This window comes from Streptomyces sp. ID05-39B (genome assembly GCF_033794725.1).
Taxonomy (GTDB): Bacteria; Actinomycetota; Actinomycetes; order Streptomycetales; family Streptomycetaceae; genus Streptomyces; species Streptomyces bobili.
The window spans coordinates 1-23,313 of record NZ_JARGEF010000012.1 but is presented as its reverse complement, the minus strand read 5'-3'; the positions used below and the strand labels follow the sequence as shown (position 1 = coordinate 23,313).

23 protein-coding genes are annotated in these 23,313 nt (G+C 71.7%); 11 read left to right on the top strand and 12 right to left on the bottom strand.

Annotated features, from left to right (window positions below):
* Nucleotides 1–77 precede the first annotated feature (77 nt).
* The gene (locus P1P75_RS05170) at nt 78–428 is read left to right on the top strand and encodes a metalloregulator ArsR/SmtB family transcription factor (protein WP_319252212.1); all 351 of its coding nucleotides are present in this window, start codon (nt 78–80) and stop codon (nt 426–428) included.
* 288 nt (nt 429–716) lie between these two features.
* Here the strand turns inward: P1P75_RS05170 and P1P75_RS05165 are convergent, their stop codons facing one another.
* On the bottom strand, nt 717–1,208 hold the full coding sequence (locus P1P75_RS05165) for a hypothetical protein (RefSeq protein WP_319252211.1): 492 nt from the start codon (nt 1,206–1,208) through the stop codon (nt 717–719).
* 1 nt (nt 1,209) lies between these two features.
* The gene (locus P1P75_RS05160) at nt 1,210–1,668 is read right to left on the bottom strand and encodes an ATP-binding protein (protein WP_319252210.1); all 459 of its coding nucleotides are present in this window, start codon (nt 1,666–1,668) and stop codon (nt 1,210–1,212) included.
* Nucleotides 1,669–1,796: 128 nt separating this feature from the next.
* Here P1P75_RS05160 and P1P75_RS05155 point away from each other — a divergent pair, with 128 nt between their 5' ends.
* Nucleotides 1,797–2,027 carry a DUF397 domain-containing protein gene (locus P1P75_RS05155; RefSeq protein WP_086771837.1) on the top strand — a complete coding sequence of 77 codons (231 nt, stop codon included), beginning with the start codon at nt 1,797–1,799 and terminating at the stop codon, nt 2,025–2,027.
* Nucleotides 2,028–2,160: 133 nt separating this feature from the next.
* The gene (locus P1P75_RS05150) at nt 2,161–3,084 is read left to right on the top strand and encodes a helix-turn-helix transcriptional regulator (protein WP_319252209.1); all 924 of its coding nucleotides are present in this window, start codon (nt 2,161–2,163) and stop codon (nt 3,082–3,084) included.
* Nucleotides 3,085–3,105: 21 nt separating this feature from the next.
* Here P1P75_RS05150 and P1P75_RS05145 read toward each other — a convergent pair whose 3' ends face one another.
* Complete coding sequence (locus tag P1P75_RS05145; RefSeq protein ID WP_319252208.1) at nt 3,106–3,924, bottom strand: SAM-dependent methyltransferase; 819 nt, start codon at nt 3,922–3,924, stop codon at nt 3,106–3,108.
* A 195-nt stretch (nt 3,925–4,119) separates the two neighbouring features.
* Between P1P75_RS05145 and P1P75_RS05140 the strand changes: the two genes are divergently transcribed.
* The 3 genes from P1P75_RS05140 (at nt 4,120) to P1P75_RS05130 (ending at nt 6,371) form a co-directional block, all read left to right on the top strand.
* Nucleotides 4,120–4,833, top strand: coding sequence for a helix-turn-helix transcriptional regulator (locus P1P75_RS05140; RefSeq protein ID WP_319252207.1), 714 nt, complete (start codon nt 4,120–4,122; stop codon nt 4,831–4,833).
* A complete protein-coding gene (locus tag P1P75_RS05135) occupies nt 4,830–5,810 on the top strand; it encodes a pyridoxal-phosphate dependent enzyme (RefSeq protein WP_319252206.1) in 981 nt (326 codons plus the stop codon). Before P1P75_RS05140 ends, P1P75_RS05135 begins: the two co-directional genes overlap by 4 nt.
* 201 nt (nt 5,811–6,011) lie before the next feature.
* A complete protein-coding gene (locus tag P1P75_RS05130) occupies nt 6,012–6,371 on the top strand; it encodes a cupin domain-containing protein (RefSeq protein WP_319252205.1) in 360 nt (119 codons plus the stop codon).
* Nucleotides 6,372–6,398: 27 nt separating this feature from the next.
* Here the strand turns inward: P1P75_RS05130 and P1P75_RS05125 are convergent, their stop codons facing one another.
* The 3 genes from P1P75_RS05125 to P1P75_RS05115 all read right to left on the bottom strand — a co-directional run bounded on the left by P1P75_RS05125 (nt 6,399) and on the right by P1P75_RS05115 (nt 9,610).
* Complete coding sequence (locus P1P75_RS05125) at nt 6,399–7,775, bottom strand: VWA domain-containing protein (RefSeq protein ID WP_319252204.1); 1,377 nt, start codon at nt 7,773–7,775, stop codon at nt 6,399–6,401.
* Nucleotides 7,772–8,629, bottom strand: a complete 858-nt coding sequence (locus tag P1P75_RS05120; RefSeq protein ID WP_319252203.1) for a MoxR family ATPase — start codon at nt 8,627–8,629, stop codon at nt 7,772–7,774. Before P1P75_RS05120 ends, P1P75_RS05125 begins: the two co-directional genes overlap by 4 nt.
* A 132-nt stretch (nt 8,630–8,761) precedes the next feature.
* On the bottom strand, nt 8,762–9,610 hold the full coding sequence (locus tag P1P75_RS05115) for an NAD(P)H-binding protein (protein ID WP_319252202.1): 849 nt from the start codon (nt 9,608–9,610) through the stop codon (nt 8,762–8,764).
* Nucleotides 9,611–9,714: 104 nt separating this feature from the next.
* Between P1P75_RS05115 and P1P75_RS05110 the strand changes: the two genes are divergently transcribed.
* Together P1P75_RS05110 and P1P75_RS05105 are read left to right on the top strand one after the other, a co-directional pair.
* On the top strand, nt 9,715–10,110 hold the full coding sequence (locus P1P75_RS05110) for a helix-turn-helix domain-containing protein (RefSeq protein ID WP_319252201.1): 396 nt from the start codon (nt 9,715–9,717) through the stop codon (nt 10,108–10,110).
* 65 nt (nt 10,111–10,175) lie between these two features.
* Nucleotides 10,176–11,714, top strand: coding sequence for an FAD-dependent oxidoreductase (locus P1P75_RS05105; RefSeq protein ID WP_319252200.1), 1,539 nt, complete (start codon nt 10,176–10,178; stop codon nt 11,712–11,714).
* A 7-nt stretch (nt 11,715–11,721) separates the two neighbouring features.
* Here the strand turns inward: P1P75_RS05105 and P1P75_RS05100 are convergent, their stop codons facing one another.
* The 6 genes from P1P75_RS05100 to rhaI all read right to left on the bottom strand — a co-directional run bounded on the left by P1P75_RS05100 (nt 11,722) and on the right by rhaI (nt 19,452).
* On the bottom strand, nt 11,722–12,363 hold the full coding sequence (locus P1P75_RS05100) for an LUD domain-containing protein (RefSeq protein ID WP_319252199.1): 642 nt from the start codon (nt 12,361–12,363) through the stop codon (nt 11,722–11,724).
* Nucleotides 12,360–13,838, bottom strand: coding sequence for a LutB/LldF family L-lactate oxidation iron-sulfur protein (locus tag P1P75_RS05095; RefSeq protein ID WP_319252198.1), 1,479 nt, complete (start codon nt 13,836–13,838; stop codon nt 12,360–12,362). The genes P1P75_RS05100 and P1P75_RS05095 overlap by 4 nt, the downstream gene beginning before the upstream one ends.
* Complete coding sequence (locus tag P1P75_RS05090; protein WP_319252197.1) at nt 13,835–14,590, bottom strand: (Fe-S)-binding protein; 756 nt, start codon at nt 14,588–14,590, stop codon at nt 13,835–13,837. The genes P1P75_RS05095 and P1P75_RS05090 overlap by 4 nt, the downstream gene beginning before the upstream one ends.
* 76 nt (nt 14,591–14,666) lie before the next feature.
* Complete coding sequence (locus P1P75_RS05085; RefSeq protein WP_319252252.1) at nt 14,667–16,055, bottom strand: rhamnulokinase family protein; 1,389 nt, start codon at nt 16,053–16,055, stop codon at nt 14,667–14,669.
* A 53-nt stretch (nt 16,056–16,108) separates the two neighbouring features.
* Nucleotides 16,109–18,148, bottom strand: a complete 2,040-nt coding sequence (locus tag P1P75_RS05080) for a bifunctional aldolase/short-chain dehydrogenase (RefSeq protein ID WP_319252196.1) — start codon at nt 18,146–18,148, stop codon at nt 16,109–16,111.
* Between the two features lie 143 nt (nt 18,149–18,291).
* Complete coding sequence (rhaI, locus tag P1P75_RS05075) at nt 18,292–19,452, bottom strand: L-rhamnose isomerase (RefSeq protein ID WP_319252195.1); 1,161 nt, start codon at nt 19,450–19,452, stop codon at nt 18,292–18,294.
* A 296-nt stretch (nt 19,453–19,748) separates the two neighbouring features.
* Here rhaI and P1P75_RS05070 point away from each other — a divergent pair, with 296 nt between their 5' ends.
* The 3 genes from P1P75_RS05070 to P1P75_RS05060 are packed head-to-tail and all read left to right on the top strand — an operon-like array spanning nt 19,749 to nt 23,306.
* A complete protein-coding gene (locus P1P75_RS05070) occupies nt 19,749–21,266 on the top strand; it encodes a sugar ABC transporter ATP-binding protein (RefSeq protein WP_319252194.1) in 1,518 nt (505 codons plus the stop codon).
* On the top strand, nt 21,263–22,300 hold the full coding sequence (locus tag P1P75_RS05065; RefSeq protein ID WP_319252193.1) for an ABC transporter permease: 1,038 nt from the start codon (nt 21,263–21,265) through the stop codon (nt 22,298–22,300). The genes P1P75_RS05070 and P1P75_RS05065 overlap by 4 nt, the downstream gene beginning before the upstream one ends.
* Complete coding sequence (locus tag P1P75_RS05060; RefSeq protein ID WP_319252192.1) at nt 22,293–23,306, top strand: ABC transporter permease; 1,014 nt, start codon at nt 22,293–22,295, stop codon at nt 23,304–23,306. Before P1P75_RS05065 ends, P1P75_RS05060 begins: the two co-directional genes overlap by 8 nt.
* Nucleotides 23,307–23,313 lie beyond the last annotated feature (7 nt).

Below are 23,313 nucleotides of genomic sequence, written 5' to 3'. Positions count from 1 at the left end.
TGACGGCGCACACCTGCGGAGTCGCTAATCTTGGCAACTGACGCACTGGTCACCGCTCTTCGCGGGGGGACGGCACGATGAGCACGCCGCTGTACCAACTGAAGGCCGAGTTCTTCAAGACGCTCGGCCATCCGGCGCGCATCCGCGTCCTCGAACTCCTCAGCGAACGCGAGCACGCGGTGGCGGAGATGCTGCCCGAGGTGGGCATCGAGCCGGCCCATCTCTCGCAGCAGCTCGCCGTGCTGCGCCGCGCGAACCTCGTCGTGACCCGCAAGGAGGGCTCGACCGTGTACTACTCGCTGACCAGCCCGTACATCGCGGAGCTGCTGCGGGTCGCGCGCACCATCTTGTCCGGGGTCCTGGCCGGACAGGCCGAGCTGCTCGCAGACCTCCGGGCCGCCCAGACCCAGGCGCGACCCCCGTCCTGACCGCGCCTCAGCCCGACTGACCTGACCTCGGTTCGGAAAAGGCGTCGCCGGCGGTCAGGCCGGTGCCTTCCAGGAAGATCCCCGACTGGCCCGCGTCGATGGTGACCGCCATGACCTGGGCGGCGAAGTGCTCGTTGAGTGCGCGGAAAACGCCGCTCCGGACGCCGTCCTCGATCAGTTCGTGGACTCGGTGCGCGGCTGCGGCGCGGCGACGACGAATCCGCGTCCGCCGCACACGCTGGGCACGGGCGCGCGGTCAGGGTTGCTCATGGCCCACAACCCGACGGGTCACCGGTCGGTCAGTGTGGCGTCGAGTTCCCTGCTGGCCCGGACGAGGTCGCGGTCCGGTTCGTCGAGCAGGTGGCGCAGGACGCCGCGCTGGGCCCGGACGGCGTGGCGCGCGTCGCGTTCCCATTCGACGTACTTCTCGCGGCGGCGCAGCAGCTTGGGGTAGGCGGCGGCGGTGGTCTCCCACTGCCGGGCGTCGGCGATGCTTTTCAGCAGGTGCAGTATCTCGACGCGGCAGGTGACCTGCGGGAGCCGGACGAGTTCCCAGAGGAAGGGCACGGTGGCCGCCGTCGCCTGGCCCACCACGAAGCCGTACTGGCAGATGCGCTGGCGCAGTTGGCCGAGCGCGGGCCCGGCGGTGTCGGCGTCGCCGCGGGCGACGGTGGTCAGCAGGACCGGGATGGCTTCGGCGGACCCGGTCGAGTCGGCTATCTCGGGCCAGGGCACATGGCCGAGGTCCTCGAGCGGCGTGGATCTCTTGATGGCAGTCATGTCAGGTGTGGGTACGGGTCGGGAGCATGGCCCAGACGGTCTTGCCCACGGGGGAGCGGCGGGTCCAGCCCCAGTGCTCCGAGAGGGCTTCGACCAGGTGCAGTCCACGGCCGTGCTCCAGCAGGGGGTCTTCTCCGGCGTGCGGGTAGACGGGCAGGTCGTTGCTCGGGTCGGTGACGGCACACACCAGGTGGGAACGGCGCAGCGAGAGCCTGAGCCGTACGTCCCCGTCATCCTCCGGCGGGTCCGGCAGGGCGTGCAGGACGGCGTTGGCGGCGAGCTCGGTGACGACGGTGAGCGCGTCGTCGGCACAGTGCTCCAGGGACCAGCCGTCCAGCGTGCGGTGGGTGAAGTCCCGTGCTGCGGCGAATCCTTCCCGGCTGCCCGCGAGGTGCAGCACGGCCGTTCTGGACAGGCCGCGGACGGACCCGGGACTCCGGAACTGCGCAGGTGATGACACGGCATCTCCCTGAGGCAACGTCAGTACAAGGCGGTGGAACTGCGGTTGACGACAGGGCTATTATCCACGCTGACGATGTCCTCGTGCAATTTCACGGGAAATTGCGCGTACGAAGCGAGGAGAGTGCAGTGTCGTCAGTGCCGAACGGAGTCCCGGCGAGCGCGCTGGGTGCCCGCTGGATCAAGAGCAGTCACAGCAATGCCGAGGGCAACTGTGTGGAGGTGGCCGTCCTGGACGGGGGAGGAGTCGCGATGCGCAACTCCCGTGACCCCGAAGGGCCGGCGCTGATCTACACGCCGGCCGAGGTGGCGGCGTTCGTGGCCGGAGCGAAGGGCGGAGAGTTCGACCATCTGCTGTAACGGCATGCGATCACCTGGTGTCGGGGCGGCACGGACCGGCACAATTCCCGTGCGCCATGCAGTCGGTGGCCCTCGGATGCGACAATGAGGTCTGTCGTCTGCCGGACAACGCAAGCCAGAACGGGGAGCCAGGATGTCTGCCGAGTCGCCTCGCGTCTCCCGCCTCGAACCGTATCTGAACCGGGCCGAGCCCGCCCCGACCTTGCTGAAAATGCTGGTCGGTGTGCAGTTGGCGGGCATCCGCGAGGACGCCGGACTGTCCCAGGACCAGGCCGCGCGTGCGGTCGGCTTCAGCCCGGCGAAGCTGTCGCGGATCGAGGCGGGCAAGGGGCGTCGCCCTCCCACGGAGGGCGATGTCCGCGCACTGCTGAACCTCTACGGATCAGAGGATCACGAGGCCTTGGTCCTGCTCCGGTTGCTGCGGCAGGCGGGGGAGCCGGGCTGGTGGCAGCGCTATGACAAGCGGCTGATGCCCGAGTGGTTCGACCGCCTGGTGGGACTCCAGGAGGCGGCCACCGCCATCCGTACCTTCGAGATCCAGTACGTGCCGGGCCTGTTGCAGATCCCGGCGTACACCCGTGCCGTGGTCGAGCGCGGCCTGCCGACGGCACCGGTCCGCGAGGTGGAGCGGCGGGTGGAGCTGCGCACGCGGCGCACCCGGCTCCTGGAGCGGCCGGACGCCCCGCAGTTGTGGGCCGTCATGGACGAGTCGGTGCTGCTGCGTGTGCTCGGCGGCCGTGAGGTCATGCGGGAGCAGCTCGACCACCTGATTGCCATGGCCGCGCTGCCCCATGTGACCGTCCAGGTGGTGCCGTTGGACGTCACGCACGCCTCCGCGCCGTCGATCCCGGTGACGTATCTGCGGTTCGGCGGCTCCGATCTGCCCGATGTCGTCTACCTCGAGCAGATCAGAAGCGCCACCTTCCTGGAGGACCAGGACGAGACGGAGGAGTACCGGGTCACGCTGGACCGGCTGGCCGACGAGGCGCTGAACCCGCGTGATTCCCTCGCGCTTCTGCGGGAGACGGCGCGCACGCGCTACCGCCCGGCCCCGTGAGTCCCGCGCACCGGGCGGGGGTCAGGGCAGTTTCGCCACGCCGCCGTACTCGATCCACTCCTGGGTGAGCTGACGGGGTGCCACCTCGGTGTCGGGGCGCCAGGTGGAGACCTCCACCAGGCCGGGATCGAGGATCTCCAGGCCGGCGAAGAGCGCGTCCATGTCCTTCTCCTGACGCACCCGGCCCCAGTGGCCCTGGGTGGCCTGGTCCATGAAGTTCGTGACGAACTCGCGGACTTTTGCGTCCTCGCTGACCAGTTGGCACATCACCAGGAAGCTGCCCGGCGCGAGGCGTTCGGCCACGCGGCGGACCACGGCCGGCGGTCCGTCGGTCTCGCTGTCCGGGATGCAGTGGAAGACGGAGTTGAACAGCACGGCCACCGGCTGCGAGAAGTCGATCAGCCGCTCGGTGTCGGGGTGGGCGAAGATCGCCTCGGTCTCGCGCATGTCGGCGTGGATGACGGTGGTGCGTTCGTCCTGCTCCAGCAGGGCCCGGCCGTGCACGAGCACCATCGGGTCGTTGTCGACGTAGACGACATGTGCGCTCGGGTCGATGCTCTGGGCGACATGGTGCACGTTGTTCTGCGTGGGCAGGCCCGACCCGTGGTCCAGGTACTGCCGGATTCCGTGCTCCTGCGTCAGGGTCCGTACGACGCGCTGCAGGAAGCGCCGGTTGTTGAGGGCGAGGGCGCGCGTGCTGGGGACGACCTTGTCGAGTTCCTCGCACGCCGCGCGGTCCGCCGCGTAGTTGTCCTTGCCGCCCAGATAGTGGTCGTACATGCGCGCGGCTGTCGGAACCGTGGCATCGATCGACGTGGACAGCTGCTTGCCTGGCTGCATCTCTTCCCCCAGTCCGGGCCCGCGCCGAGGGCTGGCGCGGTCGGCAACCCATCCTAGGAGAGCGGCAATTGGCGATGCCACCCCTTGATCCGTGGTTCCCCTGAAGGCGGGACGGGAGGGGGCGTGGGCTTGGAATTCCTGTCCAGCACCTGGAACTGTGATCTAATAGGGGTAGGTGTACGGAGGAGGAACCGCATGACGGTCGAGGACCGCCCGGACGAGGACCCCCGCAGGGCCGAGCGTGACGCGATCCTGCGTGCCCTCGGGCCCGTCGTGAACGGCATCGCGGCGACCTTCGGTCCGGTGTGCGAGGTGGTGCTGCACGACTACCGGCGTCCGGAGACCTCCGTGGTCGCCGTCGCGGGGGAGGTGACCGGGCGGACCGCCGGAGGGGCGATGAGCGAGATCGGCATGCGCGTCCTCGCCCGCGGCGACGACGCCGACGACGAACTCAACTACCTCACCCGCACCGGCGCCGGCCGGACGCTCAAGTCCTCCACGATGGTGCTGCGCGACTCCGCCGGCACGGTGTTCGGGGCCCTCTGCGTCAACGTGGACGTCACCGAGGTCGGTCGCGTGCAGAACCTCCTCGCCGCGCTCGCCGGGGCCGGCGGTCCGTCCGCGGACACACCCGTGACCACCTTCGGCGACGACATCGACTCCGTCGTCGACTCGCTCCTCGACGCCCATCTGCCGCGCGACCGTAGCTGGGCCGGCCTGGAGCGGCCCCGGCGCCTCGCTCTCTTCCGCGCCCTCGACGAACGCGGGGTGTTCGCCGTACGCCGGGCGATCGAGCAGGTCGCCGCCCGCCTCGGCATCTCCCGCGCCTCCGCCTACAGCTATCTGTCCCAGGCCCGGACGGCCGCCGGGCCCGGCCCGCACCCCACCTCCGAGGGAGCCCACCCGTGACGACCGCACCTTTGCCGATCATCACCCTGGACGACGTCCGCGACGCGGCCGCCCGCCTCAAGGGCGTCGCCCACCGCACGCCCGTTCTGCGCTCCCGCACCCTCGACGCCCTCGTCGGCTCCGAAGTCCTCCTGAAATGCGAGAACTTCCAGCGGGTCGGCGCCTTCAAGTTCCGCGGCGCCTACAACGCGGCCTCCCGGCTGACCAGCGAGCAGCTCGCGCGCGGCATCGCCGCCTACTCGTCCGGCAACCACGCCCAGGCCGTCGCCCTCGCCGCCCGGGAACTCGGCACCACCGCGGTGATCGTCATGCCCGACGACGCGCCGCACTCCAAGCGGGCGGCGACGCAGGCGTACGGCGCCGAGATCGTGACCTACGACCGCTACGGCGGCGACCGGGTGGCCATCGCCGAGACCCTGGCGGCCGAGCGGGGCCTGGCCGTCATCCCGCCCTACGAGCACCGCCACGTCATGGCGGGACAGGGCACCGCCGCACTCGAACTGCTCGAGGAGGCCGGTGAGCTGGGGGCGCTGCTGGCGCCGGTCGGCGGCGGCGGACTGATCGCGGGCAGCGCCACGGCGGCCAAGGGGCTTCACGAGGGGATCCGGATCGTCGGCGTCGAGCCGGAGGCCGGTGACGACACCCGGCGCTCGCTGGAGGCGGGCCGGCGCGTCGAGATCCCGGTGCCGCACACCATCGCCGACGGGCAGGCCCTGCACACGCCCGGCGAACTCACCTTCTCGGTGAACCGGCGGCTGGTCGACGCGATCGCGCTGGTCTCCGACGACGAGATCCGCACGGCCATGCGCTTCGCCTTCGAACGCCTGAAGATCGTGATCGAGCCGAGCGGCGCCACCCCGCTGGCCGCCCTGCTCTCCGGGCGGGCCGGCCCCCTGCCGCGCCGGGTCGGTGTGATCGTCTCGGGCGGCAACATCGACGCGGAGCGCTTCGCCCGGCTCTGCGGCGACGGCGCCTGAGAACGCCTGCCGGTCCGCTGCCGGTTCGCTGTCCGGTCGGCAGGGGGCCGGGGGGGCCGCCATGCCGGTTCACCCGAATGGCGGCCCCCCGGTAGCGGGCGGAGGATGAACGTGTGGGGACCGGCCCCCACCGGTGACGTCCGGTGCCGCCGGGGAGACCGGTCCCGGCCGCGGTCGACAGCGGCCGGAAGGAGAACCGTCATGATGGAAGTGAAGACGCTCGACAAGCCGGACGAGCGACGGGACTTTCCGCGGGGACACCTCGAAGCCGTCCACATGACGGGCCTCGACTTCGCCGTGGCGACCTTCGAGCCCGGCTGGCGCTGGTCGGAGTCGGTGGCGCCGATCGCGGGAACCGACAGCTGCATGGTCCACCACAACGGCTACATCGCCCAGGGCCGGCTGCGCATCCGCATGGACGACGGAGCCGAGAGCGAAGTGGGCCCCGGTGACGTCTACGTCTGCTCACCCGGCCACGACGCCTGGGTGGTCGGCGACGAGCAGGTCGTGGCCTACGACTTCGCCGGGCAGATGGCCCAGGAGTACGCCAAGGCCGACTGAGGCCGACAGGTCACACCCACGACCGGATCAGACCGGGAGGATGCGGCTGATCAACGCGCCGAGCTGGTGGGCGTTGCGGCACTCGTGCATCGCGACCAGCTCGGCGTAGTCGAGGGCGGCCGAGTCTCCTGTGCCCCACTGCGGACGCGGCTCGGGATTCAGCCAGTGCACCCGGCGCGCCCGCCCCAGGATCCGCCGTACGGCGGGCAGGTTCGGGTCGCCCATGTTCGTGCGGGCGTCGCCCAGCACGAAGACCGTCGTGCGGGGGCCGACCGCCGCGCCGTACCGTTGCGCGAACTCGCCCAGGGAGGTGCCGTAGTCGCTGCTGGCGTGCCAGCCCGTCAGGGTGGCCTCCGCGCGGATGCGGGCGCCGAGGCCCTCCGGGTCGGCCGAGCCGTGCCGGAGCAGGCCGGTGATCTCGTCGACACGGTTGACGAAGGCGAACACCCGTACCTTGCTGAACTGGTCGTGCAGCGCCTGCACCAGCAGCATCGTGAAGTCGGAGAACCCGGACACCGAGCCCGACACATCGCACAGCAGCACCAGTTCGGGCCGGGCCGGGCGCCGGCGGCGCAGCACCGGACGCATCGGCACCCCGCCCGTCGACAGCGAGCCGCGCAGCGTGCGCCGCAGGTCGATCGCGCCGCGCGATGCCCGACGCCGCCGCGCCGCCAGCCGGGTGGCGAGCTTGCGCGCCAACGGGTGGACCGTGCGCCGTAGTTCGGCCAGCCGGTCGCGGCCCGCGTACAGGAAGTCGACCCGGTCGGCGGTCGGGGCCACCGCGCGCCGCGCGATCTCGTCCCGGCCGCGCCGCTCGGCCACCCGCCGCCGCGCCTCCACGGCCACCAGTGCCCGGAAGGCGTCGATGCGCCGCCGGACCTCGTCCTCCAGCAGCCGGTCGGTGAAGCCGGCGGCCCCGCCGCGGCGCCGGACCTCGTCCCGCACCCGCGCCAGCAGGGTCTGCGGGCGCAGCCGTTCGAGGGTCTGGTGCGCCGACCAGCCGTCCGCCCCCGGTGAACTGCCGTATCCGCCCAGGCCGTCGACGGCCTCGATCGCCAACCGGGCGGTCAGGGCCTCGTCATTGTCGGCGAGGGCCGCGGCGAGCCGGTCGCGCAGGTCGTCCCGGTCCGCCGCCGCGGCGGAGTCCGGCCCGCCGGTTCCGGGCGCGCCGACGCCGTACGGGAAGTACAGGTCGAAGACCGTGTCGAACACCCGCCGCTGGTCCGCGGAGTGCAGCAGGGTCGCGGCGAGCCCCTCGCGCAGCAGCGCGCGGTCCGCGAAGCCCAGGGCGGCCGCGGCCTGAGCGGCGTCGACCGTCTCACCGGTGCCGATCCGCACGCCGTGCGAGCGCAGCGCGGCGACCAGGCCCGTCAGCCTCGCCGTCACCTCCGTCGCGGCGGTCACACGGCGTCCAGGTCGAGCTTCGCGGCGGCCTTCAGCACATCGTCCTGGTGCTTGAGGATCACGCCGAGGGTGTCGTGCACGAGGTCCGCGTCGAGTGCGTCGGCGCCCAGGGCGAGCAGGGTGCGCGCCCAGTCGATCGTCTCCGCCACGGAGGGCACCTTGCGCAGGTCCATCGCGCGCAGCGCGCCCACCACCCGGACCACCGACTCCGCCAGCGCCGCGTCGATACCGGGCACCTTCAGCCGGACGATCCGCCGCTCCAGCTCCTGCTCGGGGAAACCGATGTGCAGGAACAGACAGCGGCGGCGCAGCGCCTCCGACAGCTCCCGGCTCGCGTTGGAGGTGAGCACGACGAAGGGGCGGCGGGTCGCGGTGATCGTGCCCAGCTCGGGGACGGTGATCTGGAAGTCGCTGAGCACCTCCAGGAGGAGGCCCTCCACCTCGACGTCGGCCTTGTCGGTCTCGTCGATCAGCAGCACCGTCGGCTCGCCGCCGCGGATCGCGGTGAGCAGCGGGCGGGGAAGGAGGAACTCCTCGCCGAAGATGTCCGTGCGGGCCTCGTCCCACGTCTCGTCGCGGCCGGCGCTGATGCGCAGCAGCTGCTTGGCGTGGTTCCACTCGTACAGCGCGCGGGACTCGTCGACGCCCTCGTAGCACTGCAACCGCACGAGCCGGGCCCCGGCCACCTGGGCGACGGCCTTGGCGAGTTCCGTCTTGCCGACACCGGCCGGCCCCTCCACGAGGAGCGGCTTGCCGAGCCGGTCGGCGAGGAAGACGGTGGTGGCGACGGAAGGTGAGGCCAGATAGCCGGTCTCGGCGAGGCGTGCGCAGACATCGTCGACGGACGTGAACAACGGGGCCTCCGGCGGTCGGACGCGTACGGGGCGAGCGGGATGAGCACCCCGGGCACTATCTAAGCGCTTGTTCAGCGGCCTTGTCATCCGGCTTGCACATCGGCACCGGATGTCAGTACCCGGTCGCACCGGTCACCCCCGGAACGCGGCCACGTGCCGCCGGGCCCAGTCCGCGAACGGGCGCGGTGCGCGGCCCAGCACCCGCTCCACGTCCGGGCTGACCCGCAGCTCGGCCGGCGTCGGATCGCCGAGGATGGCCAGGGTGGTGTCCACGACGGGCTCGGGCATGAACGCCAGCATCTGGGCGCGGGCCTCGTCCCGGCTCTGCTCGGTGAACCGCACCGGTTCCCCGAGCGCCGCTCCGATCGCCTGCGCCCGCTCGCGGGGAGTCGTCGCGGCGGGGCCGGTCAGCTCGTACACGGCACCGGCGTGCCCGCCTTCGCGCAGGGCCACGGCCGCGACCTCGGCGATGTCGGCCGGGTCGACGGTGGGCAGGCCCACGTCCCCGAAGGGCGCCGCGACGGTGCGGTGGGCGCGGACCGGCTCCGCCCAGGCGAACGCGTTGGAGTGGAAGCCGCCCGGCCGCAGGATCGTCCACTCCAGCCCCGATTCGCGCACGGCGTCCTCGACGGCACGCGCCAGAGGGCCGTGCGACTCCGACTCGGGCCGGGTCGCGACGCCCTGGGAGGACAGCAGGACCACCCGGCCGACCCCGCCCGCCTTCGCCACGTCGAGCAGGTCGCGGGGGCGGAGCAGACGCAGGCTCACGCCGCCGTCCTGGAGGAACAGCGCGTCGGCGCCGTCGAGGACCGGCCGCAGGCTCTCCGCGTCGGTGAGATCGGCGCGCACCGCACGCACTCCGTCGGGTACTTCCGCGTCCGAGACGGTCCGGGACGTCGCCGTCACCGGTTCGCCCGCCGTCGCGAGGACGCGCACGAGTTCCCGGCCGGCGTTCCCCGTCGCCCCTGTCACCACGATCATGAGTAACTCCCTGGTCAGAATGGGTCGTTGGTCGATGACGGGGACGCTAACACCGCCGATATAGTAGGTACCTAGAGGAAAGTGACTTCCCCGGAGGGATGCGCATGACCGGCAGGACGGCCACCCACCACGCCCCCGCGGACCCGGCGAGCGCCCCCGAACTCGCCTGCCCCATCGCCCCCGTCGTGGACATCGTGTTCAGTCGCTGGACCACGCCGATCCTGTGGACGCTCCACACCCACGGCCGGCAGCGCTTCGTCCAGCTGGAGCGCCGGATCGGCGGCATCACCCCCAAGGTGCTGACCCAGCGCCTCAGACAGCTCGAACGCGACGGGCTGGTCGTGCGCACCTACCATCCCGAGGTGCCCCCGCGCGTCGAGTACGAGATCAGCGAACTCGGCCTCGGCCTCGCACCCCTCTTCGCCCACCTCGCCGAATGGGCCACGGACAACCTCCCCAGGGTGGAGCGGGCCCGCGAGGGCTACGACGGGAGACAATGACCCCAACCCTTGAGCGGGCCCCCGCCCCGCCGTGTGACCGGCCCCGTCGCGGGAACCCGGGGCCCATGGAACAGCAGGCGCACATCCACGGGTCGTACTGGCTGCACACCGTGCCGCCGGGTGATCCGGAGCCCCCGTTGGAGGGGCCGCTCACCGTCGACGTGGCCGTCGTCGGCGCCGGCATCGCGGGACTCAGCACCGCCCTGGAACTGGCCAGGCGGGGCCGTTCGGTCGCCGTCCTGGAGGCCCACCGGATCGCGGCGGGCGTCACCGGGCACACCACGGCCAAACTGAGTGCTCAGCACACGCTCGTCTACGACCACCTGCGGCGCACCCGCGGCCCCGACGGCGCCCGGCTGTACGCCCGCTCCCAGACGGACGCCGTCCGGCACGCTGCCGAGATCGCCGAGGAGCTGGGGATCGACTGCGAATGGGAGGACACCGCCAGTTACACCTACGCGGAGGACCCCGCCCGCACGGACCTGCTGAAGGCCGAGGCGGAGGCCGCGCGTGAGGCGGGGCTGCCCGCCGAGTTCGTGACCGAGACCGAACTGCCGTTCCCCGTCGCGGGCGCCGTCCGGGTCGCCGACCAGGCGCAGTTCCACCCGCGCAAGTACCTCCTGGCCGTCGCCGACGCCATCCGGCGGCTCGGCGGCACCCTCCACGAGTACAGCCGCGTCACCGACCTCCACGAGGGTGACCCGTGCGAGCTGACCGTGGAGTCCCCGGCGTCCGCGACCAAGGTGACCGCCCACTCCGTCGTCGTCGCCACCCACTACCCCGTCTTCGACCGCGCCCTCCTCTTCACCCGGCTCCGCCCGCGCCGCGAACTCGTCGTTGCGGCGCCGATCGACGCCGGACGCGCGCCGCGGGGCATGTACATCACCCCGGAGCGCAACACGCGCTCGGTGCGCAGCGCGCCCCTGCCCGACGGCCGGCGGCTGCTCGTCGTGACCGGCGAACACTTCACCCCCGGCACCGGCGGAGACGTCGAGGAACGGTTCGGCACGCTCGCCGACTGGGCGACCGGGCACTTCGGCGAGCTGGACTTCACCCACCGCTGGGCCACCCAGGACAACGAGTCCACCGACTCCGTTCCGCTCGTGGGGCCCCTGCACCCCGCGAGCAAGAACGTGTACGTGGCCACCGGCTTCGGCGGCTGGGGCCTCAGCAGCGGCATCATGGCGGGCCGGATGCTCAGCGACCGCATCACCGGATACGTCTGCCCCTGGAACGACCTCTACGACCCGCGCCGTATCGCCTCCGTCGTCCGCGAGGGCGCCGCCTTCCTCAAGCACCAGGCCGACGTGGCCCGTCACTTCGTGGGGGACCGGCTGCCCACGGGGACCGGATCGGCCGTGGACGAGATCGCCCCCGGAGACGGCGCGGTCGTGCGCGTCTCCGGGGAGCGCCGCGCCGTCCACCGCGACGAGGCCGGACAACTGCACGCCCTCTCCGCACGCTGCACGCACCTGGGCTGCCTGGTGGCGTTCAACCGCGCGGAGCGGGCCTGGGAGTGCCCGTGCCACGGCTCACGCTTCGACCTACAGGGCAAGGTGATCCAGGGCCCGGCCCAAAGCCCTCTGGAGCAGAGGGAGTTGTGACGGCCGCTCAGCCGACCAGGATCACTTCCAGCGTACGCGGGCCGTGCACGCCCTCCACCCGGTCGAGTTCGATGTCGCTGGTCGCCGAGGGGCCGGAGATCCAGGTCAGCGGGCGGGCCGGGTCCAGCCGTTCCATGGCCTGCGGCACGGACGAGACCACCTGCCCGGGGACGCGTACGACACAGATGTGGTGGTCGGGGACGAGGGTGATACGGCGACGCCCCTGGTCGGGGGAGCCGTCGAGGACGATGGTGCCGGTCTCGGCCACCGCCACCGCGCAGGCAGTCACCACACTGTCGACCCGGTCGAGTTCGTCCGGCGTGCTCCCGGCGAGGTCGGGAAGCCGCTCCGCGTCGGTGGCCGCCAGCCAACCGGGGTCGAGGCCCGGCGGGGCGAGCACCGTCCTGGTGCCCCGCGCCGCCAGCATCCCGGCGATCGTCGCCGCCAGATCGTCCGCCGAGCAGCGGTGCACGATCGCCCGGTAGTCCGCCAGGTTCTCCGCCAGCAGCTCCACCGTCTCCTCGATGCTCCGGTCGCCGTGCTCGCGCAGATAGCCGCGGCCGACCGCCTCCTCGTACGACGGCTCGTCGCCCGGTACGTCGGCCAGCGCGCGCCGTACCCGGCCCAGGATCCGTTCCCTGCTGCTCACTTGGCACCGTCCGTTCCGCCGTGCGTGCGCTGCCACCAGTCGCGGAAGGGCTCCGCCGGCACGGCCGGGAGGTCCCGGGTGCCGCTCCACGCCTTGCCGGGGCCCGGCAGCGTGCGCGGGTGCAGGCGGCGGGTGCGGGAGGCGAGCCGCTGGCCGGTGCGCAGGGCGCCGGGGTGGCTGAACGCCCACCGGGCCGCCCGCATCGCCGCCCGCTCGGCGGCATGTCCCTTGGCGGGCTTGAGTACCACCTTGCTGCCCTCGCGGGTCACCGGGCCGCCCTCGACGACCCGTTCGCGCAGGTGCACCAGCACTTCCGGGATGTCGATGGCGACCGGGCACACCTCGTAGCAGGCGCCGCACAGCGAGGAGGCGTACGGCAGGGAGGCGTCGATCTCGCTTGCCGTGCCCCGGAGTTGGGGGCTGAGGATGGCGCCGATGGGCCCGGGGTAGACGGAGCCGTAGGCGTGTCCGCCGGCGCGTTCGTAGACGGGGCAGACGTTGAGGCAGGCGGAGCAGCGGATGCAGCGCAGGGCCTGGCGGCCGACCTCGTCGGCGAGGGTGTCGGTGCGGCCGTTGTCGAGGAGGACCAGGTGGAAGGCCGAGGGCCCGTCGCCGTCCGTCGTGCCGGTCCAGGTCGAGGTGTAGGGGTTCATGCGCTCGGCGGTGGAGGAGCGGGGCAGGGTCTGGAGGAAGACCTCCAGGTCGCGCCAGGTCGGCACGATCTTCTCGATGCCGACGACCGAGATCAGGGTCTCGGGCAGGGTCAGGCACATCCGTCCGTTGCCCTCGGACTCCACGACCACGAGGGTGCCGGTCTCGGCGACCATGAAGTTGGCCCCGGAGACGCCGACCTTGGCGCGCAGGAACTTCTCGCGCAGGTGCAGGCGGGCGGCGTCGGCGAGTTCGGCCGGCGTGTCCGTCAGTCCCTCGGGCGCGGGGCGTCCCCACTCGCTCATCTCGCGGGCGAAGATGTCCCGGATCTCCCCGCGGTTGCGGTGGATCGCGGGGACGAGGATGTGCGAGGGCTGATCCTTGCCCAACTGCACGATCAGTTCGGCGAGATCGGTCTCGTAGGCGCGGATCCCCTCGGCTTCGAGGGCCTCGTTGAGTCCGATCTCCTGCGTGGCCATGGACTTGACCTTCACGACCTCCGACTCGCCGGTCATCTTCACCAGGTCGGCGACGATCCGGTTGGCCTCCTCGGCGTCGGCCGCCCAGTGGACGATGCCGCCCGCCGCCGTGACCGACTCCTCCAACTGCACGAGGTAGCGGTCGAGATGCCGGAGTGTGTGCTCCTTGATCTGCTTGCCGGCCTCCCGCAGCTCCGCCCAGTCGTCGAGTTCGGCGACCGCCTTCGCGCGTTTTCCGCGGATGGTGTGGGTGGCGTGCCGCAGATTCTTGCGCAGCGTCGCGTTGCCGACCGCCTCGTGGGCGGCCTTCGGAAACGCCGGCATCCCGAGATACGTTCCGCTCATAGGGCCGGTTCCTCCTCCGTGCTCGCCAGGATCTCCGCGATGTGCACCGGCCGCAGACCGGAGCGGAGCCGGGACATCGTGCCGCCGATGTGCATCAGGCAGGAGTTGTCGGCGGCGCACAGGACGTCCGCGCCCGTGGACTCGGCGTTGCGTACCTTGTCCGCGCCCATCGCGGCGGACACGTCGGCGTTCTTCACCGCGAAGGTCCCGCCGAAGCCGCAGCACTCGTCGGCGCCCGGCAGCTCCACCAGCTCCAGCCCCTTCACCGCCTGGAGCAGCCGCCGGGGCCGCTCCCCGAGGCCGAGGCTCCGCAGCCCGTGACAGGTCGGGTGGTAGGTCACCGTGTGCGGGTAGTACGCCCCGACATCGGTCACGCCGAGCACGTCGACGAGGAACTCGGTCAGCTCGTACGTCTTCGGCACGACCGGCGCCAGGGTCGCGGCCAGGGTGTCGCCGCGCCCCTCGGCGCGCGCCCGCTCGCCCATCCGCGGATACAGCTCGCGCACCATCGCCCCGCAGGACCCCGAGGGCGTCACGATCGCCTCGTACTGGCCGAAGACCTCGGAGAAGTGGCGGGCGAGGGGTTCGGCCTCGTGGCGGTAGCCGGTGTTGTAGTGGGCCTGGCCGCAGCAGGTCTGGGCCATCGGGAAGTCGACCTCGACACCCAGTCTGGTCAGGAGTCTCACCACGGCGCGGCCGGTGTCCGGATACAGCGTGTCGTTGACACAGGTCAGGAACAGTGCGACACGCATCGCGGCTCCTCGGGGGTTGTTCATCGGATGGGTGCAGGGTAGTCCGGGGGCCGGGCCGGGGCAGGCCCCGACTCGGTCACCGCTCGGCGAGCCGGGCCTGCGCGTCCCGCCAGCGCCCGGTCCCGCCCTGCGGCTCGTAGCGCGTCAGCGGCTGGGTCCTGGCGAGCAGGGCGCGCATGGCGTGCCGGTCACCGACCAGCCCGTGCGCCCTGGCCTGGACGAGGACGTTGCCGAGCGCGGCGGCCTCTGTCGGGCCGGCCACCACCGGCAGCCCGCAGGCGTCGGCGGTGAGCTGGCACAGCAGCGCGTTGCGGGTGCCGCCGCCGACGATGTGGACGACGTCGACGGGGTGACCGGCCAGCCGCTGGGCGTCCTCGACCGCCCGCCGGTGGGCGAGCGCGAGCGAGTCCAGAATGCAGCGGGTGATCTCCGCCGGGGACTCCGGCACCGGCTGCCCGGAGGCACGGCAGGCCTCGGCGATCCGCTCCGGCATCCGTCCCGGCGCCAGGAAGACGGCGTCCCCCGCGTCCACCACCGACCGCAGGGCCGGCACCGCGGCGGCTTCGCGCAGCAGCCCGCCGAGATCCGGGTTGCCCCAGGCCCGTACGCACTCCTGGAGCAGCCACAGCCCCATGATGTTGCGGAGGTAGCGGACCGTGCCGTCCAGCCCCAGCTCGTTGGTGAAGTTGGCGGCGCGGCTGTCCTCGGTGAGGACGGGCGCGTCGAGTTCCAGGCCGGCCAGGGACCAGGTACCGGTGCAGATGTAGGCGAAGCGCTCGCCCGTCGCCGGTACGGCGGCCACCGCGGACGCCGTGTCGTGCGACCCGACGGCCGTCACCGGCACGGGCCCGGTCAGCCCGGTCTCCTCCAGCACCGCCGGCCGCAGCACCCCGGCGGCGTCTCCGGGCCGCCGCAGCGGCGGGAACAGGCCGAGGTCGATGTCCAGCCGCGCGGCGAGGCCGTACGACCAGTCGCGGGTCCGGGGATCGATGAGCTGGGTGGTGGAGGCGTTGGTCAGCTCGGTGCCCTGCTCGCCGGTCAGCCAGTACGACAGCAGATCGGGGATCATCAACAGTCGCTGGGCGAAGTCCAGTTGACGGCTCTCGCGGGCCGCCGTGAGCTGGTACAGGGTGTTGAACGGCGCGTACTGCAACCCCGTCGCCGCGTACAGCTCGGCGGCCGGGACGCGTCCCCACACCTTCTCCGCGACGCCCTGCGTGCGCTCGTCGCGGTAGTGCACCGGGTTGCCCAGCAGGGCCCCGTCGGCGTCGAGCAGGCCGTAGTCCACGGCCCAGCTGTCGATGCCGACGGAGTCGACCTGCCCGGCGGCCCGCAGCCCCTCCAGCACCCCTGCGTACAGGCCGAGCACGTCCCAGCGCAGCCCCTCCGGCACGCGCACGGGCCGGTTGGGGAAACGGTGCGCCTCGGCCAGCTCCAGCGAGTCCGGGGTGACGCGGCCGACCATCACGCGCCCGCTGGAGGCGCCGAGGTCGACCGCGGCGTACGACTTCACGGCGGTCACCGGAGGAAGGCGGCGGCCACACCCGCGTCGACGGGGATGTGCAGTCCGGTGGTGTGGGTGAGTTCGCCGCCGGTGAGCGCGAACACGGCGTTCGCGACGTGGTCGGGCAGGACCTCCCGCTTGAGGATGGTCCGCTGCGCGTAGAACTCGCCCAGCTTCTCCTCGTCCACCCCGTAGACGGCCGCGCGCTTGGCGCCCCAGCCGCCCGCGAAGATGCCCGAGCCGCGCACCACGCCGTCGGGGTTGATCCCGTTGACACGGATGCCGTGCTCTCCCAGCTCGGCGGCCAGCAGCCGCACCTGGTGGGCCTGGTCGGCCTTGGTCGCGGAGTAGGCGATGTTGTTCGGACCGGCGAAGACGGCGTTCTTCGACGCGATGTAGACGATGTCGCCGCCCAGCTCCTGCGCGATCATCACGCGGGCCGCCTCACGCGAGACGAGGAAGGAACCGCGGGCCATGATGTCGTGCTGGAGGTCCCAGTCCTTCGCGGAGGTCTCCAGCAGCGGCTTGGAGATGGAGATACCGGCGTTGTTGACCACCAGGTCGACCCCGCCGAAAGCGAGTGCCGCCGCCCGGAAGGCCTCGGCGATCTGCTCCTCGGAGGTGACGTCGACGGTCACGGCGACCGCCTTGTCCGGGCCGCCCAGCTCCTCGGCGACGGCCGCCGCGTTGTCCGCGTTCAGATCGGCGACGACGACGCACGCGCCCTCGGCGACCAGCCGGTGCGCGATCGCCCTGCCGATCCCGCTGCCCGCGCCCGTCACCAGCGCCACCCGCGTCGCCAGCGCCTTCGGCTTCGGCATCCGCTGGAGCTTGGCCTCCTCCAGCGCCCAGTACTCGATGCGGAACTTCTCCGACTCCTCGATCGGCGCGTACGTCGACACCGACTCGGCGCCGCGCATCACGTTGATCGCGTTGACGTAGAACTCGCCCGCCACCCGGGCCGTCTGCTTGTCCTTGCCGAAGGAGAACATGCCCACCCCGGGCACCAGCACGATCGCCGGGTCGGCGCCGCGCATCGCGGGGGAGCCGGGCTCGGCGTGGCGCTGGTAGTAGGCGGCGTACTCCTCGCGGTAGGAGGCGTGCAGCTCCTTCAGTCGCGCGACGGCCTCCTCCACCGGGGCGGTGGGGGGCAGGTCCAGGACCAGCGGCCGCACCTTGGTGCGCAGGAAGTGGTCCGGGCAGGAGGTGCCGAGCGCGGCCAGCCGCGGATGCTCGGCGGCGGCCAGGAAGTCCAGGACGACACCGCCGTCGTCGAAGTGCCCGACCTGCGGCCGGTCCTGCGAGGCGATCGCCCGCACGTACGGCGCGAGCGCGGCGGCCCGCTCCCGGCGCTCACCCTCGGGCAGCGCCCCGTACCCCTCGACGGCTGGCCCGAAGGGTTCTGCCTTCCCCTTCTCCGCCAGGAAGGCCTCCGCGGTGCGGATGATGTGCAGCGAGTTGCGCTCGCACTCCTCGGCGGTGTCCCCCCAGGCGGTGATTCCGTGCCCGCCGAGGATGCAGCCGATCGCCTGCGGGTTGGCGGCCTTCACGGCGGCGATGTCCAGCCCCAGCTGGAATCCGGGCCGCCGCCACGGCACCCACACCACGCTGTCCCCGAAACACTCGGCGGTCAGCTTCTCCCCGTCGGCGGCGCAGGCCAGCGCGATACCGGAGTCCGGGTGCAGATGATCGACGTGGGCGGCGTCCACCAGGCCGTGCATCGCGGTGTCGATGGACGGCGCGGCGCCGCCCTTGCCGTGCAGGCAGTAGTCGAACGCGGCGACCATCTCGTCCTCGCGCCCGACGCCCGGGTAGACATCGACGAGCCCCCGCAGCCGGTCCAGCCGCAGCACGGCCAGCCCCGCCTCGGTCAGGGTCCCGAGGTCGCCGCCGGACCCCTTCACCCACATCAGTTCGACATCCCCGCCGGTGACGGGATCGGTGCCGGTGCCCTTGGCGGACGTGTTGCCGCCGGCGTAGTTGGTGTTCCGGGGATCAGCGCCGAGCCGGTGCGACCGGGCGACGAGAGCGGCGGCTTCGGGATGCGGTGCCATGACAGTCTTTCCTAACTATTGGACACGGGTGAGAGGAGCGCCCCAAAGGGGCGCGGGGCTTGTGCCGATATGCGGCTCCGCCGCGTGGGCGCGACCAGCCACATCCGGCCCGCAGCCCGAGAACTACGGCTCCCGGCAGACGCTCACGCGCCCCAACCGGCCTGTTCCCCCCCAACCCGCTCAGCAACGATCGCCTCGGCCCACCCGGACGCCTTGTACGCCTTGAGGGGCTCGGGGTTCAGCCCCATCTCTTCCCGCACATCCCGCAGCAGCGGCCGTACGTCCGTGTTGTAGGCGTCCATCAGCACCGCGTTCGCCTCCAGCACGTCGCCGGACGCCTGCGCGTCGGCCAGCGCCGACCGGTCGACGAGGAGGGCCTTCGCCGTGGCCTCCTGGACGTTCATCACGGACCGGATGATCGCCGGGATCTTCGCCTCGATGTTGTGGCACTGGTCGAGCATGAACGCCACCTCGGCGTCCAGCCCGCCGCCCCGGACGACCTCGTACATGATCCGGAACAGCTGGAAGGGGTCGGCCGATCCCACCATCAGGTCGTCGTCGGCGTAGAAGCGCGAGTTGAAGTCGAAGCCGCCGAGCTTGCCCTCGCGCAGCAGCGTGGCCACGATGAACTCGATGTTGGTGCCCGGCGCGTGGTGCCCGGTGTCGACGACGACCTGCGCCTTGGGACCGAGCTTGAGGCAGTGGGCGTAGGCGGTGCCCCAGTCCGGCACGTCGGTCGTGTAGAACGCCGGCTCGAAGAACTTGTACTCCAGCAGCATCCGCTGCCCGTCCCCGAGCCGCCCGTACACCTCGGCCAGCGCCTCGGACAGCCGGTCCTGCCGTGCCCGGATGTCGTCCTGCCCGGGATAGTTCGTGCCGTCGGCGAACCACAGCTTCAGATCGGCGGAGCCGGTCGCGTCCATGACGTCGACGCACTCCAGCAGGTGGTCCACCGCCTTGCGGCGCACCGCCGCGTCCGGGTGGCAGACGCTGCCCAGCTTGTAGGCGTCGTCCTGGAAGGTGTTGGAGTTGATCGTCCCCAGCTTCACCCCCCGGTCCACGGCATGTTTCGCAAGCGCGGAGTAGTCCTCCACCTTGTCCCAGGGGATGTGCAGGGCCACGGTCGGGGCGACGCCGGTGAACTCGTGCACCTTCGCGGCGTCGTCGAGCTTCTCCTGCGGGTTGCGCGGCACGCCCTCCTGGGCGAACACCTTGAAGCGGGTGCCCGAGTTCCCGTACGCCCACGACGGCGTCTCTACGGCCTGGGTCTTGAGTGCGGCCTTCACCGCGGTGAGGTCGGTCACTTGGGGCTCCTGTGACTTCGGTCCGGAAGGACAACCTGAACGGCTTCCGGAAAGGCTTCCGGGTGAAACGATTCAGAACGGGAAACTATGAGCCTGCCGAGGGTGTGTCAACCCCTCCGTCCAGGCCCACTCTCCGTGACTGATGCGTGACCTTCGACTATCGAAAACTTTTCGACCCGGACCCATTGACGTGACATGTCCGTAGTGCCTAACGTCCCGGCAATCCAGTTGAAACCTTTCACGACGCCGCAACGGGCCCTCAGGGACCGTCGGCGGGCGTCGTCGAGGAGCCATCCATGACCCACCCGTCCGACACGGGAGCAGCCCCGGTGCTCGCGCTCAGGGACGTCTCCAAGTCCTTCGGCGCCGTACGCGCTCTGCGGGGCGTCTCCCTGGAGCTGTCCGCCGGCGAGGTGCACGCACTCGCCGGCGAGAACGGCGCGGGCAAGTCGACCCTCATCAAGGCGCTCGCGGGAGTGCACCGACCGGACACCGGTCAGGTGCTGCTCGACGGTGAGCCCGTCGTCTTCCACGGCCCCGGCGACGCCCGCGACGCCGGCATCGCCGTCATCTACCAGGAGCCCACGCTCTTCCCCGACCTCTCGATCGCCGAGAACATCTTCATGGGCCGCCAGCCACGGCGGGCCCTCGGCCGCATCGACCACAAGGCCACCCACGAGGCCACCGCCGCCCTGATGCGGCGCCTGGGCGTCGACCTCGACCCCGACCGCCCGGCTCGCGGTCTGTCGATCGCCGACCAGCAGATCGTCGAGATCGCCAAGGCGCTCTCCTTCGACGCCCGCGTCCTGATCATGGACGAGCCGACCGCCGCCCTCACCGGCAGCGAGGTCGCCCGCCTCTTCAAGGTCGTGCGCACCCTGCGCGACCAGGGCGCCGCAGTCCTGTTCATCTCGCACCGGCTGGAGGAGATCTTCGAGATCTGCCGGCGGGTCACGACCCTGCGTGACGGCGCATGGATCGCCAGCGAGCCCCTCGACGGCATGACCGAGGACGACCTGGTCCGCCGGATGGTCGGCCGCGACCTGGCCGAGCTGTACCCCAAGCAGCACGTCGAGCCGGGCGAGGTCGCCCTCAGCGTCCGCCGGCTGACCCGCGAGGGTGTTTTCACCGACGTCTCCTTCGAGGTGCGGCGCGGCGAGATCGTCGGACTCGCCGGCCTGGTCGGCGCCGGGCGCACCGAGGTCGCCCGCGCGGTGTTCGGCATCGACCGCTGGGACGCCGGTGAGGTGGAGGTCGACGGCCGCAGGCTCGTCAACGGCGCGCCCTCCACCGCCATGGCCGCGGGTCTCGCCCTGGTCCCCGAGGACCGGCGCGCCCAGGGCCTGGTGATGGACATGTCCATCGAGCGCAACATCGGCCTGACCGGACTCCGCAGCACCGTGAAGGCCGGCCTGATGGACCGCGGCGCCGAACGCAGCCGCTCGCTCGACTGGGCGGTCCGGCTGCAGGTGAAGTACGCCCGCATCGCCGACACCGTGGGCACGCTCTCCGGCGGCAACCAGCAGAAGGTCGTCCTCGCCAAGTGGCTGGCCACCGGACCCAGGGTGCTCATCGTCGACGAGCCCACCCGCGGTATCGACGTCGGCACCAAGGCCGAGGTGCACCGGCTGCTGTCCGAGCTGGCCGCCGACGGCGTCGCCGTCCTGATGATCTCCTCCGACCTGCCCGAGATCCTCGGCATGGCCGACCGCGTGCTGGTGATGCACGAGGGCCGGCTCACCGCCGAGATCCCCCGCTCCGACGCCACCGAGGAAACCGTGATGGCCGCAGCCACGGGGAGGGCCGCCGCATGACGGTGACCGCTCCCGAAGCCCCCGCCGCCGAGGCGTCCAAGGCCGACGGCACCCGCCTGGTGGACCGCGTCTTCAAGATGCGCGAACTGGCCATCCTGCTCGTCTTCCTGGTGATGATCGGCGTCACCCAGGCCGGCAACAGTGAGTTCCTGTCCGAGCAGGGCATCAAGGACCTGCTGCTCAACGCGACGATCCTGGTCCTGGTCGCCACCGGCCAGTCCCTCGTCGTCATCACCCGCAACGTCGACCTGTCCGTCGGCTCCACGCTCGGCATCAGCGCCTTCGCCGCCGGCGTCTACCTCCAGGGCGGCGGCAATCCCGTCGTCGCGGTCGTCCTCGCCGTCCTGCTCGGCATCGGCTTCGGCCTGCTCAACGGCCTCCTGGTCAGCCTCGGCCAGGTACCCGCCCTGGTCGTCACCCTCGGCACGCTGTACATCATCCGCGGCATCGACTCCATCTGGGTCGGCTCCCGGCAGATCACCGCGGCCGACCTCCCGCAAGGCTTCGTCGACTTCGGTTCCGGCGGCCTCTCCGCGGTGCCCTGGCTGGCGATGATCGCGCTCGTCGTCCTGATCGCCACCGCCTACTACCTCAAGCAGTACGGCAGCGGCCGCGAGCTGTACGCCCTCGGCTCCAACCCGGAGGCCGCCCGCCTCGCCGGCATCCCCGTCCGCAAGCGGATCCTCGTCGCCTACACCTTCTGCGGCGCCCTCGCCGGCCTCGCCGGAGCCCTGTACCTGGCCCGGTTCGGCAACGTCGACTCCGGCACCGGCACCGGCTACGAACTCACCGTCGTCTCCGCCGTCGTCGTCGGCGGAGTGGTCTTCACCGGCGGCTCCGGCAGCGTCTACGGCGCCGCCCTCGGCGCCCTGCTGCTGACCTCCGTCAACAGCGTGCTGCCCGCCCTCGGCGTCAGCTCCGTCTGGGTGCTCGCCATCAACGGCATCCTGCTCCTCCTCGCCATCGCCGTCGACCGCGTGGTCGCGCTGCGGGTGGCGTCGGCACTGAAGAAGAGGAACGCCCGCCATGCCTGAGTCGCTGACCCGCGCCATCCGGTGGGACACCGTCGTCGGCGCTCTCCTCATCGTCCTGCTCCTGCTGAGCTTCTCCGTCGTGGACGGCTTCGGCAACGCCCTCAACCTGTCCTTCCTGATCGGCAACACGCTCCCCATCGCGCTGGTCGCCCTGCCGATGACCCTGCTGGTCGTCTCCGGCGAGATCGACCTGTCCGTCGCCTCCACGGCCGGCCTGTCCGGCGCGGTGATGGGTGCCCTGTGGAACCAGGGCATGACCATCGAGGCGATCATCCCGGTCTGCCTGCTGCTCGGCCTGGTCTGCGGCCTGATCAACGGCCTGCTGGTGACCCGCCTCGGGCTGCCTTCCCTCGCCGTCACCATCGGCACCATGGCCGCCTACCGGGGCATCGCGCAGATCGTGCTCGGCTCCGACGCGGTCACCGACTTCCCCACCCAGTACCTGGACTTCGCGGCCGGACGCATCGGGGACACCTTCGTCCCGCAGGCCCTCCTGCCCTTCATGGTGTTCCTCGCGATCGCCGTGGTCGCCCTGCACGCCACCCCGTTCGGGCGGTCGCTCTTCGCGATCGGCGCCAACGAGGAGGCCGCCCGGTTCGCCGGGATCCGCGTCAAGCGCCAGAAGCTGATCCTGTTCACCCTGACCGGCGTGATGGCCTCCCTCACCGGCATCTTCTGGGCCCTGCACTACGCCAGCGCCCGCTACGACAACGCCACCGGCCTCGAACTCTCCGTCGTCGCCGCGGTACTGCTCGGCGGCATCGACTTCGACGGCGGCAAGGGCACCCTCGGCGGAGCCATCGCCGGTGTCTTCCTCCTCGGCGCCCTGCAGAACGTGATGAGCCTCCAGGACGTCTCCGCCCAGTCGCAGATCGTCGTCACCGGAGTCCTGCTCGTCCTCTCCGTGCTCGGCCCCCGGGTCGCCCGCCAGATCGCGGTCGCACGGGCCGGCCGACGAGCCGCGTCGGCACCGCCACCCGCCGGGACACCCGCCCCGGCCTCCTGACCTCCCA

Coding starts and splice junctions, on each gene's coding strand:
- P1P75_RS05115 (WP_319252202.1), bottom strand. CDS start 9,610: ATGATCGTGGTGACAGGGGCGACGGGGAACGCCGGCCGGGAACTCGTG.
- P1P75_RS05150 (WP_319252209.1), top strand. CDS start 2,161: ATGTCTGCCGAGTCGCCTCGCGTCTCCCGCCTCGAACCGTATCTGAAC.
- P1P75_RS05095 (WP_319252198.1), bottom strand. CDS start 13,838: ATGAGCGGAACGTATCTCGGGATGCCGGCGTTTCCGAAGGCCGCCCAC.
- P1P75_RS05130 (WP_319252205.1), top strand. CDS start 6,012: ATGATGGAAGTGAAGACGCTCGACAAGCCGGACGAGCGACGGGACTTT.
- P1P75_RS05085 (WP_319252252.1), bottom strand. CDS start 16,055: ATGGTCGGCCGCGTCACCCCGGACTCGCTGGAGCTGGCCGAGGCGCAC.
- P1P75_RS05140 (WP_319252207.1), top strand. CDS start 4,120: ATGACGGTCGAGGACCGCCCGGACGAGGACCCCCGCAGGGCCGAGCGT.
- P1P75_RS05070 (WP_319252194.1), top strand. CDS start 19,749: ATGACCCACCCGTCCGACACGGGAGCAGCCCCGGTGCTCGCGCTCAGG.
- P1P75_RS05165 (WP_319252211.1), bottom strand. CDS start 1,208: ATGACTGCCATCAAGAGATCCACGCCGCTCGAGGACCTCGGCCATGTG.
- P1P75_RS05060 (WP_319252192.1), top strand. CDS start 22,293: ATGCCTGAGTCGCTGACCCGCGCCATCCGGTGGGACACCGTCGTCGGC.
- P1P75_RS05105 (WP_319252200.1), top strand. CDS start 10,176: ATGGAACAGCAGGCGCACATCCACGGGTCGTACTGGCTGCACACCGTG.
- P1P75_RS05110 (WP_319252201.1), top strand. CDS start 9,715: ATGACCGGCAGGACGGCCACCCACCACGCCCCCGCGGACCCGGCGAGC.
- P1P75_RS05080 (WP_319252196.1), bottom strand. CDS start 18,148: ATGGCACCGCATCCCGAAGCCGCCGCTCTCGTCGCCCGGTCGCACCGG.
- P1P75_RS05145 (WP_319252208.1), bottom strand. CDS start 3,924: ATGCAGCCAGGCAAGCAGCTGTCCACGTCGATCGATGCCACGGTTCCG.
- P1P75_RS05065 (WP_319252193.1), top strand. CDS start 21,263: ATGACGGTGACCGCTCCCGAAGCCCCCGCCGCCGAGGCGTCCAAGGCC.
- P1P75_RS05170 (WP_319252212.1), top strand. CDS start 78: ATGAGCACGCCGCTGTACCAACTGAAGGCCGAGTTCTTCAAGACGCTC.
- P1P75_RS05090 (WP_319252197.1), bottom strand. CDS start 14,590: ATGCGTGTCGCACTGTTCCTGACCTGTGTCAACGACACGCTGTATCCG.